We start from the raw sequence: 14000 nt of genomic DNA on the forward strand, positions 1-14000 counted from the left end.
ATCTGATGATATGGCACGCCGGACGATCCTGCGGCGGGTGCTCGCGATGGGAGCGATCGGGCTAACGATCGGCGCGCGATCGCGGTCGCAGGCGACACCGAAACCGTCCCCGGACACGGCGCTACGCTGGGGCATCGATTACGGCGCCACCACCGATCCCGCGCTCGCGCGGGCGTGCGCGCTGCTGGTGCTCGAGCCGCATCATGCCCGGCCGATCGCACCACTGCGAGGCCCCGGCAGCATTCTGCTCGGCTATGTCAGCTTCGGCGAGGTCGAGCGCAGCCGGCCGTATTTCGCCGCGCTCGACAAGGCCGGCGCGCTCAACGCCGCCAATCCCAACTGGCCCGACGCGCGGCTCGCCGACCTGCGCCACCCGGCATGGCGTGCGGCGGTGCTCGACCGCCTCATCCCCGCGATCCTGGCGCTCGGCTATGACGGAATCTTCATCGATACGATGGATAACGCCGAAGCGATGGAACGGCAGGATCCGGTCGCCAACACGGGCATGGTGGCGGCAGGCGCGACGCTGATCGCCGCCGTGCGCGCGCGCTTTCCCAAAATTCGCATCATGCTCAACCGCGGCTACGCGCTGCTGCCCGACGTCGCGCCCAAGATCGATTATCTGCTCGGCGAGGCGATGGCGTCGCGGTGGAATTTCGCTGCCAAACGCTATGAATTGCTCAGCGAGTCGGACTGGGCGTGGCAAGCGGCTCGCCTGCGCGCCGCGCGAGCCCGGAACCCGGCGTTGGCGTTGATGACGCTCGATTACTGGAATCCTGCCGATACGACGCAGATCGCGGCGCTGTATGCGCGTGAGCGCGCGGCGGGGTTCAGCCCCTATGTTGCGACGCTCGCGCTCGACCGCCTGATGCCGGAACCGACCGGATGAGGATCGACCGCCGACGCGGACGGCTCGCGATCGTCCTGCCCGCAATCGCCGGGCTCGGCCTGCTCGCGGGCGGGCTGATGCTGCTGCCGAACGCGCGCGAGATCCGTCACGCCGAGCGTCGTGCGCAACCGGTGCCGGCGCCGGTGAGTTCGATGCCGGCCGCGCTGGTATCGCCGCCGGTACTGCCACCGGCGAACCCGACGATCGCAGCGCAGATCGCGACCGCCGACGCGGCGACGCTGGCCGCGCTCACCACGCGGTTGATCGCGGAAGGTCAGCCGGTATCGACGCTGCAAGTCGCCTATGATCTGGCCGCGGCGAAGCGGCCGGCGGTGGCGCTCGACTATCTCGCGGCGCGGCCCGATGGCGCTGCCGCCGCGACGTGGCGGTTGCGCGTCGACCTCCTGCGCCAGACCGAGCGTAGCGCGGATGCCGTCGCGCTCGTGACGCAGGCGGTGCAGACGCGCGGACGCGTGGCGGCCACGGACATCGTCGCGGCGGCCTATGCGATCGATCGGCCCGACCTCGTGATCGCGGCGGCGGCGAACCATGTGATCCCGCCGCCCGATGCCACGCTGTCGCTCGATCTCGCGCGCCGCGCCGACACGGCCGGCCGCGGCGACCTGATCGCGCTGCTTGACAAGGCGACGGCCGCGAACTGGCGGGCGGCGGATCCCTGGCTGGCGATCCGCGTGGCGGCGCGTGCGAACGATACCGCGGCAGGGTTGCGGGCGGCCGGCTATCTCCCGGTCGCGCAGCGTCCGGCCGCGCGCGAGGAAATCATGACCAAGGCGGGCGACCGCGAGGGTCTGCGGACCGAATTGCTGGCCCGTGCTGCGGCGCCGGGCGCACAGCCCGAGCGGGAAGCGGAACGCTTGCTGGCGGCGGGTTATCGCGCCGATGCGATCGCCGTCCTGCGCCGGGCGGCGAGCGGAATGCCACCCACCGCGCCGGTAGCGCAGCGCCTGCTGTACTTGATGGGCCCACGGCCTGGGTCCGAGGATCTCTCCTGGCTGAAGCAACAAGCGCTGCAGGGCACCGCGAGCCAGCAGCGTGGCTGGCTGGTACGCTATGCCGAGCGGGACCGGCCGGGCGAGGCGCTGGCGTTCGTGACGCGGCATCCGCTCGCGAGCCAGACCGACATGCTGCTGATGCGGCTGTCGCTGGCCCGCGCGGCGGGCAATGATGCCGCCGGTCGCACGCTGGTGACGTCGCTGCTCGACGGGCGCGCACTCGATCCGGCGCAGCTCGGCGCGCTGTCGGCCGCCGCCCCCGCACGGATCGATTCGACCCAAGCGGCAGCAATCGCGAAACGCCGCGTCGCAGCCGGAGTCGCGGCACCCCGCGATCAGCTCGACCTCGCCTGGACCGCCTGGAATGCGGGCGATGCCAAGGGCGCGGCGGCAGGGCTTGACGAACATCTGGCGACCGCGCCGACCGACCTTCCGGCGCTGCGGCTGATGGCCGACGTGCAGGCGCGGCTCGGCGGTGAGCGGGCGGCCCGCCCCTGGCTGGACCGCGCGCTCGCCCAGACTCCGGCCGACAGCAAGGCACGCGTGGAGATCCTGGAAAAGCTCGGGCGTCGGTCCGAGGCGGTAGTGTTGGTCGAAACACTGCGGTCGGAGATGCCGCGTGACCGATCGCTCGCCGCGCTGCACGCCCGCCTGCTCATCGCGCAGGGCCAGCCGGGCCGGGCGCGGACGGTGTTGGCGCAATGATCGCGCTGTTGCTCTGCCTGACGGATGCACCCGTGCTGACCGTTCCCCGTACAGTCTTCGCGGACAGCCGGATCGCCGCGCCCGAGACCAGGCTCGCCTGGCCCGACGCGGCCGTGGTCCGCATCGAGGACCGCGACGGCGAGCTGGTCGCGCGGTTCAACCAGCCGATCACGCCCGACCGGATCGCCGCATTTCGTGACGCGGCAGGCGATGCGATCGGCGATCTGCGCTGGAACGACGACAGCCTCGTGCTGCGTCCCGCCGCCGGCTGGACGATGACGTGGCGGCAGGCGGGACCGGTGGTCGCGCTGGCCTTCTCACCGCCCGCCTCGAGCGAACCGCTGGCCGACAGCACCGACGACACCGCCTCCGATGCCGCGCTGGCCGCGATCGAGGCGGACGCCGCAGCGGGCTATCCGGGGCCGGCACGACGCGCCGCGACAGCCTTGGCGACACGCTATCCGACCGATCGACGCGCCGCGCGCATGCTCGCTGCCACGCGGCTCGCAGACGGCGACGTGCGCGGGGCGGCGCGCGAATACCGCGCACTCGCGGCCGATGACCTGACCGCACGGCGCGCGATCGCCGCCGCACCCGGGACCGCAAGCATCGGCGTCACCGCGCGCGACGGCAGCGATCTGTCGCAGGCGGAGTTTGGGGCACGGATCGACGCCGCGGTCGGCAATACGCTGGTCGCCGGTGGCGGCCTTCGCCATGTCGTCAGCCGCGTCGGCACCGTTGCGCAGACCGTCCGCAGCGGCGAAACCATCCTCGACGCCTCGCTGGCCGCTGCATTCGACGGCGCCGTCCGCGTCCAACTGCTCGCCTCCGCGGCGCTCGACGACGGCGTTACCGGCGGTGGTGCCAAGGCGGTCGTGGGATCCGCCGATGCGCAGTTTCGCGCGACGCTGACCCGGCACATGCCCGACTACTCGACCCCGGCGCAGGTGTTGGCGGGCGGATATTTGTCGCGCGCACTGATCGGCGTTACCTACCGCCTGACACCCGGCCTGCTGGGGCAGGCGGATATCGGCGCGAGCCGGTATGGGCTCGCCGGCAGCAACGGCGCGAGCGACACCATCGTCGCGAGTGGCGGGGTGGATTATCTCATCCGTCGCCAGTTCCCCGCGCTTGGCCTGACCTATCGGTTCGAGGCCGAATATGTTCAACGCCAACAGCTGGGCGTGAACGGGCTCCCGCTCATTCCGCTCGCCACCCGCGAGAACCATACTATCCAGGGCCTGGTCAGCGGCGCGGTCGGTGCCGTCCAGATGACCGCGCTGGCGGGGTGGACGATCGACCGGTTCGGCGGCGACGGCCCGACCGCCAGCCTGGGCATAACCGCGCCGATCGCGGTGGCCTGGCGGGTCGAGGGCAGCGGCGGCATCACCTCGATCGCGCGCCCCGGCTTTTCGGGACGCCAACTCTATGCGCGGGCGCTGCTGACACGCAGCCTTGGGGATACGCAGTGACTCACGACGAACAAGGCATCCAATCGCTGACCCGGTGGCGACGTCCCGTGCGCATCGCGGTCGAGATCGCAATCGCCTTTGCCGCGCTGGCCGCGCTCGACTGGTGGCTGACCGGCGGCACCGGTTTTGCGCGCGTCCAGCCGAACCCCTATTGGCTGCCGGTCCTGGTGATGGCGCTCGCCTACGGCACCGGCCCCGGCGTTCTAGCCGCCGCGATCGCATCGGGACTGTGGCTCGCCCATGTCCACGACAATCCGGGCGAGCGCGATTATCTCGACCATCTGTTCCATTTGTCGCTCCAGCCACTGATGTGGTTCGTCGTTGCCGGGGTCATCGGCGAAGTGACGATCATCCGCACCGGGCGTCACGATCGGCTCGAGACGCGCGGCCGTGTCGCGACGCGTAATCTCGCGCGACTGACCGAGGCCTTTGCAACACTGTCGCAGACCAATCGCCAGTTGCAGGTCCAGATCGCAACCGAAGCGCATACCGTCGGTCATGCGATCGAGACCGCCGCGCGGCTGTGTTCGCCGGACCCCGCCGAACGGCGCGGCGCGATCGCCGAACTGATCGCGCTTGCCGCGCGGACCCCCGACTTCACCTGCTACCGCGTCACCGGCGACGAGGCACGCGCCTGGCTTCGCGGGCCAGTCACCGCGGGACGACGCGACGTCCTGCCCGCCGCGCTCATGGAGCGGATCGAACGGCATAAGCGGGTCCTGCATGTCGCCAAGCGCAGCGATCGCCACGTGCTCGACGGTATCGGCGTTGCCGCCATCGCCTTGCCCGATCGGAAGACCGGTGAGGTCGTCGGATGCCTGGTCCTCCATACGCTGCCCTTCGAGGCGCTGAACGCCAGCCGTACCGCCGAACTCGCCGAGATCACCACGTGGCTGACGCCCCTGCTCGCGGCTATGCCGAACACGACACGGCCGTCGGTGCGATCCGCCGGGCTGGTCGCATGATCCTCCGCCTGATCGCGCTGGCGATCGTCGAACTGCTGATCCTGACGGCGTGCCAGATATTCGGCGTCGCGGTCGGCTGGGGCCTCGCTGCGCACGCCGTGGTGAGCGCGTTCGGGTTCGGCGTGTGGCTTCGCGGTGGCACTGCGACCGGCTTTGCGGCGGCGATGCTTGGTGTGCTCGGGCCGTTCGGACTGCTCGTCGCGCTCCTCCTCGCCGGGTCGCTTGGGCGTTTATCGCGGTCCACCACGCAGCGGAGCGACGACGCCATGTTCGGCCCGGTTGCCGGCGGGTCCGCGCAGCGCGGCGCGCGTCTCGCGGTCGCGCGGATGCTCGATGGACGGGTGCATCATGCGACCCCCGACACGCTGAGTTCGCTGGTGACGATCATGCGGCACGGTGCGGTCGCCGAGCGACGGCGGGCGCTGGAGACTGTGGTGCGATCGTTCGAGCCGGCGCTGTCACCGCTCATCGCGCTGGCGCTTACCGACGGCGACCAGACGATCCGCGCGCTGGCCGCCGCCGCGTCGTCGCGGGTCGCGGAGAACCTGGTGCTGGCGCGTGTGCGGCTGTCGGCGCGGGTTGCCGAGGGCGACGATCCGGATGCCGCGCTCAGCCTGGCCACGCTGCTCGGCGATCATGCCCGCTCGGACGTGCTGCTGTCCGATTCGCAACGCCGCCACCTTCGCGAAGACGCGGTCGCGACGATGGTGGCTTCGGTAGCGTCCGGGGCGAATGACCCGCGATCGGAAACGCGCGATGCGTTGATGATCGAGGCATTTTGGGCCGTGAGCGATTACGACGCGATCGACCGGATGGCGACCATGATCGAGGCATCGTCGGAGCGGGACGACGCTCCCGTCGACGGTAGCGACCGCGGCGCGACGACGCTGGCGACATGGTGGCTGACGGGAGCCGCGGCGTGATCGCGCTGTCGGCCCTGGCCCCCGACCGGTCCCGGTCCGCGTCGCGCGACATCCCCGAGGCGGACATCTGCCTGATCGTCGAGGGTGCGTATCCCTATGTGATCGGCGGCGTGTCCGGCTGGCTGCAGGATCTGATCACGCATCTGCCCGACGTCCGGTTCGTGATCGTCGCGATCAAGCCCGGCGCGGATATGCTGCCGTTCCAGCTGACCCCGCCGCCCAACGTCGTCGGGATCGTCGAGATCGGCCTCGCGCCCGCGCCCGCCGTGCCGCGTGCGATCCCCGATCGGATCGCGGTACCGATCGCCGATGCGCTGGTCGCGTTCGTCGCGACCGGCGGCGCGGACCGGCTCGCGACGCTGATCGACCTGATCGGCGGCAACGCCCGGCCGCTGGCGCCCGGCGACATCCTATCGCACCCAGCCGTCTTCGCGCGGCTCAGGCGGCATTACCAAGCGATGTTGCCCAAGGCATCGTTCCACCATTATTTCTGGGCGATGCGCGTTTTGCTGGGCGGGCTGCTCGCGGTGCTGACCACGCCCCTGCCGCAGGCGAAGGCGTATCACACGATCTCGACCGGGTTCGCCGGGCTGCTGGCGGCCCGCGCCGCGCGCGAGACCGGACGTCCGGCGTTCATCACCGAGCATGGCATCTACCTGCTCGAACGCCAGATCGAGGTGATGATGGCGGACTGGATCGGCGACCAGGTCGATACCGGGCTCGAACTCGAACGCAGCGTCCGCGATCTGCGCGATCTGTGGGTGCGCGCGTTCACCAGCTATGCGACAGCCTGTTACGACAGCTGCGATCCGATCGTCGCGCTGTACGGTGAGAACACCGCGGTCCAACGCCGCCTGGGCGCCGCCGCGGACCGGGTCCGCGTAATCCCCAACGGCATCGACTCGAAGCGGTTCGCAAGCCTCCCGGATCAGCGCGATCCGGCGCATCCGCTGGTCGCGCTGCTCGGCCGGGTGGTACCGATCAAGGATGTGAAGACGTACATCCGCGCCGCCGCGATCGCGCATGCCGAACGCCCCGACCTGCGCTTCGTCGTGCTCGGCCCCGAGGACGAGGACCCCGAATATGCTGCCGAATGTACCCGGCTGGTCGAGGATCTCGCGCTGGGTGCGGTGTTCCGCTTTGCCGGCCGCGTGCGGATCGAGGACTGGATGGCGAGGATCGACCTGCTCGTGCTGACCAGCCTGTCCGAAGCGCAGCCGCTGGTGATCCTCGAGGGCGGCGCGTGCGGCATCCCGGTGGTCGCGCCCGACGTCGGCAGCTGCCGCGAGATGATCGAGGGCCGCGGCGGCACGGACTCGGGACATGGCGGGATCGTCACGCCGCTGGTCAACCCGGCCGCGACCGCCGCGGGCATCCTGGCGATCGCCGGCGATCCCGCGCTGCGGACGGCCATGGGCGAGACGATGCGCGAACGGGTGCGGCGCGATTACGATCACGACACGATTATCGGCGCCTATGCCGCGTTATACGGGTCGCTGATGGCGGCATAGATGGCCGGCTCCGAACCCGGTTCACGAGCGCTCAAGCCGCATGATCCTCCCCCGCCAGGGGGAGGTGGCTGACGCCTTTGCCAGACGGAGGGGGAGGAAACGATGACGCGCGGTCCGTGTCCGCCCCCTCCGTCGCCTTCGGCGCCACCTCTCCGTGCCGGGGGAGGATTGCGGGCGTGCGGGGCTGGCGCCCCTCCCGTCATCCTGACGAAAGTCAGGACCCAGGGTTACAGGTGTTGTTCCCTTTAGCTCGGGGTCCTGACTTTCGTCAGGATGACGGAGGATGTCGCGCGGCGGCTCAGGCCCCGCCGGTCACGACCGCGTCGCTCAGGTCGGCGCTTGCCGGGGTCGCCAGTACGGGGATCGTTGCGATCGGGAGGGTGGCGCCGAGCGGGCCGGGCAAGGCCTCGACGATCGCAGGGCGTATCCGCGTATCGGTGGCGGGGGCGACGATCGGCGCGGCACGCGTGCGGCTGCTCGGCACCTGCGCGCGATCGACCGGCGCGAGGATCGGGTCGAACGGGCCGAACGTCTGCGCGCGCACCCGCCGCGTGTTGCGCGCGGGATCATAGGCCGGCACGCCTTGGTCGATCGCTGCCGCCTGGAGCCGGCCGAGCGTCGCCAGCAGACGCGCTTCCGCGGCATAGGCGCCGTAGGTCGCGTTGACGAAGACGAGTTGCGCGGTGAGCAGGCGCTGTTCGGAATCAAGCACCTCGAAATTCGAGCGAAAGCCTTCCGCAAACCCGCGCTGGACACCGGTGAGCGCGGACTCCGCCGCCTCGGTCGCGCGCTGCCCCGCGGTCATTTGCTCGCCGCCCGCGACCGCCTGATTCCAAGCGTTCTGCGCATTGGCGAGCGCCGTGCGCCGTGCGGTCTCGACCTCGAACCCGAGCTGCTGGCGTTCGGCGACGGCAGCGCGGACGCGCGATCCGATCACGCCGCCGCTCAGCAGTGGCATCGTCAGCGTCACTGCGCCACTCGCCTGCGCGCCCAGATCACGCACCTGATAGGTATAGGGGCTGGCATAGCCATAGCTGCCCGACAGCGCGACGATCGGTGCGCGCTCGGCGCGTTGCGCGGCGATCCGCGCGTCGCCCGCCTTGGTCGCGAGAATCGCCTGCCACAGCGTCGGGCTCTCCTTCTCGACGATCGCGAACGCGGCATCGAGCGAGTTGGGCAGCCCCGGCAGCGTCGGCGGCGCCAACAGCGTGCCGGGATTGCGCCCAACCACCGCGGCGAACCGGCCGCGGCTCGCTTGGAGATTGACCGTCGCCTGCGCCAGTTGAGCGCGGATGATCTCGCGTTGCGCCTGTGCCTGCGCGATGTCGGTGCGGGTGAGGTCGCCGCCGCGTTCGCGCGCGATCGCCTGCGTCACCTGCCGGCCGTAGGACTCGAGCGAGCGTTGCTGGATCGCCACCAACGCCTGATCGCGGCGGACCGATACGAACGCGTCGACGACCTCGTACAGGATCGCGTTTTCCGCCTCGCGCAGCCGCTCACGGCCGGCGAGCACGGTCGCCTCGGCGGCCGAGACCTGCGCCGCGGTGCGCCCGCCGTTGAGCAGGATCTGCGACGCGGTGAGCGTAGCCCCCATCGTCCGCCCGCGCGCGACCGCGAAATCGCCGAGCAGCCCGCGCTGATCCTGCGACTGGTATTGCAGCGTCATGTTAACGCCCGCGGTCAGCCGGTAGGCCGCGCCGGCCTGGACGATCTGCTCGTCGAGCGCGCGGAGCTGTGCCCGCTGCCCCTCCAGCGACGGATTGGTGCGATAGGCGTCGGCGATCGCCTGTCCCAGCGTTTCGGGTGCAGCGACCTGCGTTTCCGGCGCCGTCTGCGCGACCGCCGGCGTTGCGACCAGCAGTGCGGCGGCGAAGCGGATCATGTCAGCGTTCATGGAGCGACCTGGAAAAGGCTTCGGTCAACGGATCGAGCAGATAGTCGAGCGCAGTGCGTGAGCGCAGCTTGACCAGCACGGTGACGGGGACGCCTGCGCGGATCCCGGTGTCGCGCCCCCGCACCGCCTCGATCTTGGCGATCTGGTCGCGCGGCACGGTGATCTCCGCGCTGAAATAGCTGTGGCCGGTCTGCTCGTCGCGCAGTGAGTCGGCGGACACGGTGCGGACCGTACCGAGCAGGATCGGCAGGTCGCGTTCGTGCAACGACAGGAACTTCACCTCGGCCTCGCGCCCCGCAAACACGCCGTCGATATCGCTCGGCGAGAAGTTCGCGCGCACCACTAAAGGCGCGGCGTCGGGGACGATGTCGAGGATCGCCTGCCCCGGCTGGATCACGCCGCCGACCGAGAAGACGCGCAGCCCGACCACGCGGCCGGTGACCGGCGCGCGGATGATCGTCCGCGCCAACTGCTCGCGGGCGGCGGCGAGTTTCGGCATGACCTCGTTCAGCTGGAACTGCGTGTCGCGGAGCAGCGTGGCGCTGTCCTCGATATATTTGCGGCGCGTCTGGACGCCCTCCGCGCGGGTTTGGCCGATCTGTTCGCGCGCTGCGGCCGAGCGCGAGACATAGTCGGCGTCGGTGCCTTCGAGCTGCTGGATCGAGCGTTCGATCGCGCGCACGGTATTGCGCGAGACATAGCCCTGGTCGGCGAGCGTGCGCGTGCTCTCGAGCTGCTGGCGGAGCGAGGCGCGCTGGCGGGCGGTCGCCTGCGCCTGTGCGTTGAACCCGGTGGTCTGCTGCGCGACGGTCGCCGCCTGCTGGCGGAGCACCGCGCCGTTCGCCGCCAGCGCTGCCGAGCGCGCGGTGCGTTGTGCGATCTGGAGCGACTTCGCCCGCTTGACGAGGCGGCGGTCGTCGCCTTGCGCGGAGGCGAACTCGGCGGGCCAGACGATCGCGCCGCCGCGAACATCCGCCTCCAGCCGCGCGCGTTGTGCCTGGAGATCGATCACGCTCGCCGCCAGCGCGCGTTCGCTCGCCGTCACTTCCGTGCCTTCGAGCCGGAACAGGATGTCGCCGGCGCGGACGTGCTGGCCGTCGCGCGCGGCCATCGCCGCGACGATCCCGCCCTCGCGGTGCTGGACGGTCTGCCGATTGCCCGCGACGACCACCTGCCCCTCGCCCGCCGCCGCGGCATCGAGCCGCGCGAACGCCGCCCAGCCAAGCCCGACGACGAAGAACAGGATCGCGACGATCCCGCCGACGAGGATCGCGTGACGAGGCGAGTCATCGAGGCGGAGGCGATCGGCGAGGCTCGCGCCGCCCGCAGAAGGAACCGGGCTCGCCAGTTCGGCGGGAATCATCGTACGCCTCCCGCAGCGGCGACATGCGGTCGAACAACCTTGGCACGTTCGTCGAACAGCTGGATCGTGCCGCCGCGCAGCACCATGATCTTGTCGACCGCCTGGAGCAGCCCGGTGCGGTGCGTCGAGACTATCACGGTCGCGCCGCGCGCGCGCAGTGCCGCGAGCGTCGTCACCAGCCGCGCCTCGCCATCGCTGTCGAGATGCGCGTTGGGCTCGTCGAGGAACAGGATCGTCGGCGTCCCGAACAGCGCGCGCGCCAGCGCAACCGACTGGTTCTGCCCCGCCGACAGCCCCGATCCGTCTGCCATGCTCAGCATCGTCGCATAGCCGTTGGGCAGCCCGAGGATCACCTCATGCGCGCCCGCCGCCCGCGCCGCCTCGACCACCGCGGCGTCGAGCTGATCGCTCTCGCCCGCCAGCACCGACTGGAACCGCGAGATGTTGGTGTGGACCGAGGTCGGGAACAGCGACGGCGATTGCGGCATGTACCCGACGTGACGGCCGAGCTGTTCGCGGTTCCAGTCGGCCAGGCTCGCGCCGTCGATCCGGACCTCGCCGGTGTCGGGCGACAGCGCCCCCGACAGCACGCGGAGCAGCGTCGACTTGCCCGCCCCGCTCGGGCCGACCAGCGCGACGATCTCGCCGGGTTCGATCGCGAAACTGATGTCCGACAGCAGCGCTCGGTCGGTCCCCTCGGCACGGACGGTGACGCCGCGCACGTCGATCCGGCCGACCGGCGTCGGCAGCGTGGTCGCATCGAGCGACGGCCCCGGCATCGCGCAGAACGCATCGAGATCGCGGTAGGCGTTGCGCGCGGCGGCGAGCGGCTTCATCGCGCCGAGGATCTGTTCGACCGGCTGGAGCGCGCGCCCGAGCAACAGTGACGCGGCAAAGATCGCCCCACCCGAGATATCCTGCCGGATCGCCAGCAGCGCCCCCAGCGCCAGCGCCAACGATTGGAGCAGCAGGCGGAGGAACTTGGTGATCGCGAGGAACTGCCCTGCGGTGCCGGCTAGCGCGGACTGGCGGCGAACGAGTTCGGCACGCTCGAGCAGGTGGCGGGTGATCAGCGCGTTGCGCATGCCCATCACTCGCACAACCTCCGATCCGTGGATCGACACGTCCTGTTCGCGTGTCGCCAACACCGCGCGCGCATGCGTGTCGCGCGCCGCGGCGGCGGTGACGCGGTCGCTAGCAATCGCGATCCCGCCAAGCAGCAGCGCACTGACCAGCGCCAGCACACCGATCCACGGATGGAGCAGGAACGCGATGCCGATATAGATCGGTGCCCAGGGCGCATCGAACAGCGCGATGATCGTCGGCCCGGTCAGCGTGCCGCGCACCGTATCGAAATCGCGCATCGCCTGGCTACGCTGGCCGATCGTCGCGCCATCGGTGCCAAGAATCCGCAGCAATATGCCCGGCGCGGCCTGACGTTCGAGCCGCGTGCTCGCGCGCAGCAGCAGCCGCATCCGCACCGCGTCGAGGATCGCGAACACGATCAGCGACAGCACCAGGATCAGCGTCAGCAACAGCAAGGTCGCACCGCCGCGCGTCGGCACCACACGGTCGTACACCTGAAGCATGAAGATCGACGGGACGAGGTACAGGACGTTCACCAGCCCTGAGAACACCGCGGCGAAGACGAGATGGCGTCGACACCCCCGAACGGCGTTGGCCAGGGCATTCTGGCGATGCCCGGACGTTGCCGTCGCAGGCGCGGAGAAGGACGTCGGCATGCCGTCCGCTTAGCCGCCAAAGGTTAAACGAACGGTTTCGCAGGCACTTGCGATCGTCGGGGACACCCGACAAGCGGGTTGTCCGATAGCGGCAATTCGAGAAGATCCGAATGAACTGCCGCCACACCGTTCTCGGTATGCCGCAGGCAATTACGGCTTTTCAATCGAGATATCATTACACTGGCGAACATATCTAAGGCCCCGTCTCGCTGATCGCCCCGGTGTTCGACTACCTCGCGTACAGCGACCACTGCATGTCGGAATAGCGAAGACAGCTTAAGACAAGAATCACTTCAAATACAACGGTCTAACACTTGGCCAAACGTTGGCGAACGAAGCCCTCTAGTTCGCACTCCTTGCTAGTCCAGACATCTCGACGACGATCTTCCACAACACCGCGGATACCGATATCTCCATCAAGCTTAATCATTCGAGCGCTAAGCGCCATGCGAGCGCCGATCTGGTTGAGGTCCCCCCCTACCCGACCGCATGAACGAAGCGCCGGTTACGGTGAGCGCCGCTCGAAAGAAGCCAGTTTGGTTTCCACCAAAAGTTGGATTCGCCCCCTGCCCGTAGTCTGAACGAACGTCCGGTTACGGTGATCGCTGCTCGAAAACGGCCGGTCCGCTTTCCTGAAGAGTTTCGGATGCCGGCAGGCGTACGAAAGTCTTGGAAGCCCGAACCCGCGGGCCGCAGGCGATGCGCTATGGGGTTTTCGGTTTCCGGCCGGTCTTGGTGACCAGCGCCACGGCAGATGTAGGCGCGGGCTTGAAAGCAGACCGCCCGAATCCGGGTGAGCATGATGGGTTCGCCAGCGCGGACAGCGCGGCTTTGCTCGGTGTGGCCGCCCCTCTGATGGCTATCGGCGCAGGTAACATCGTCTCCGCAAGCACGAGCCCTGCGAGATAGATAACTCCTTGGCCGTGCCGGGTCACGACGCCTGTATCCCGGATAACGGCGCAGGAGCCGGTGGAGCGCGGGCCTGGCGCTGGCGAAGGAAGGTCTCGATGACCACCATACGCCCGCCGCAACACGGGCATGGCGGCCGGATGTCGTCCGGTTCGGCTCGTGCGTCGGACGCCGCGGGCGGTGCGACCCCGAGCAGTTCGCGGGCTCTTTCGAGATGCGCCTTGCGGGTGGCGCCTGCCAGCAGGCCATAGTGGCGGATGCGGTGGAAGCCCTTCGGCAGGACGTGGAGTAGGAAGCGGCGGATGAACTCGTCGGCGGTCAGTGTCATGACCTGCTGGCGGTCGGCGCCACCCCGGCGATAATCTTTATAGCGGAAGGTAACGCCGGTCTGGTCGAAGCGCAGGATCCGGCTGTTCGAGATCGCAACGCGGTGCGTGTAGCGCGACAGATAGGCGAGCACCGTCTCGGGGCCGGCAAACGGCGGCTTGGCGTAGACAACCCAGCGCTTCTTCCTGACCAGGGACAGGTGCCGCAGGAATGCACGCCGGTCGGCGAGGTGCGCGAGCCTGCCGTAGAACGCGAGGCGCCCAGTTTCGTGCAGCAACATCAGCCGG

10 protein-coding genes are annotated in these 14000 nt (G+C 69.6%); 6 read left to right on the forward strand and 4 right to left on the reverse strand.

Translation table 11 applies throughout. From position 1 onward, the window contains the following. The first annotated feature begins 10 nt into the window (after nucleotides 1-10). From C8J46_RS14990 to pelF, 6 genes are read left to right on the forward strand one after another with little or no spacing between them, the layout of a single operon-like run. A complete protein-coding gene (locus C8J46_RS14990; protein WP_132740721.1) occupies nucleotides 11-889 on the forward strand; it encodes an endo alpha-1,4 polygalactosaminidase in 879 nt (292 codons plus the stop codon). Next, nucleotides 886-2607, forward strand: a complete 1722-nt coding sequence (locus C8J46_RS14995; protein ID WP_132740724.1) for a hypothetical protein — start codon at nucleotides 886-888, stop codon at nucleotides 2605-2607. Before C8J46_RS14990 ends, C8J46_RS14995 begins: the two co-directional genes overlap by 4 nt. Continuing rightward, nucleotides 2604-4079 carry a hypothetical protein gene (locus tag C8J46_RS15000; protein ID WP_132740726.1) on the forward strand — a complete coding sequence of 492 codons (1476 nt, stop codon included), beginning with the start codon at nucleotides 2604-2606 and terminating at the stop codon, nucleotides 4077-4079. The genes C8J46_RS14995 and C8J46_RS15000 overlap by 4 nt, the downstream gene beginning before the upstream one ends. Then, the gene (locus C8J46_RS15005; RefSeq protein ID WP_132740729.1) at nucleotides 4076-5044 is read left to right on the forward strand and encodes a hypothetical protein; all 969 of its coding nucleotides are present in this window, start codon (nucleotides 4076-4078) and stop codon (nucleotides 5042-5044) included. Before C8J46_RS15000 ends, C8J46_RS15005 begins: the two co-directional genes overlap by 4 nt. Next, nucleotides 4969-5967: a hypothetical protein gene (locus C8J46_RS15010; protein ID WP_132740732.1), complete on the forward strand. Its 999-nt coding sequence runs from the start codon at nucleotides 4969-4971 to the stop codon at nucleotides 5965-5967. Before C8J46_RS15005 ends, C8J46_RS15010 begins: the two co-directional genes overlap by 76 nt. Then, the gene (gene pelF / locus C8J46_RS15015) at nucleotides 5943-7478 is read left to right on the forward strand and encodes a GT4 family glycosyltransferase PelF (protein WP_243643417.1); all 1536 of its coding nucleotides are present in this window, start codon (nucleotides 5943-5945) and stop codon (nucleotides 7476-7478) included. Before C8J46_RS15010 ends, pelF begins: the two co-directional genes overlap by 25 nt. Nucleotides 7479-7776: 298 nt before the next feature. Here the strand turns inward: pelF and C8J46_RS15020 are convergent, their stop codons facing one another. The 4 genes from C8J46_RS15020 to C8J46_RS15035 all read right to left on the reverse strand — a co-directional run. Then, nucleotides 7777-9372 carry a TolC family protein gene (locus C8J46_RS15020; RefSeq protein WP_132740737.1) on the reverse strand — a complete coding sequence of 532 codons (1596 nt, stop codon included), beginning with the start codon at nucleotides 9370-9372 and terminating at the stop codon, nucleotides 7777-7779. After that, nucleotides 9362-10735, reverse strand: coding sequence for an HlyD family type I secretion periplasmic adaptor subunit (locus C8J46_RS15025; RefSeq protein ID WP_132740740.1), 1374 nt, complete (start codon nucleotides 10733-10735; stop codon nucleotides 9362-9364). Before C8J46_RS15025 ends, C8J46_RS15020 begins: the two co-directional genes overlap by 11 nt. Further along, the gene (locus tag C8J46_RS15030) at nucleotides 10732-12477 is read right to left on the reverse strand and encodes a type I secretion system permease/ATPase (protein ID WP_132740743.1); all 1746 of its coding nucleotides are present in this window, start codon (nucleotides 12475-12477) and stop codon (nucleotides 10732-10734) included. The genes C8J46_RS15025 and C8J46_RS15030 overlap by 4 nt, the downstream gene beginning before the upstream one ends. 931 nt (nucleotides 12478-13408) lie before the next feature. Further along, on the reverse strand, nucleotides 13409-14000 hold a 592-nt coding region (locus C8J46_RS15035; RefSeq protein ID WP_207894191.1), incomplete at its 5' end, for a transposase.

The organism is Sphingomonas sp. PP-F2F-A104-K0414 (assembly GCF_004340945.1).
Classification (GTDB): Bacteria; Pseudomonadota; Alphaproteobacteria; order Sphingomonadales; family Sphingomonadaceae; genus Sphingomonas.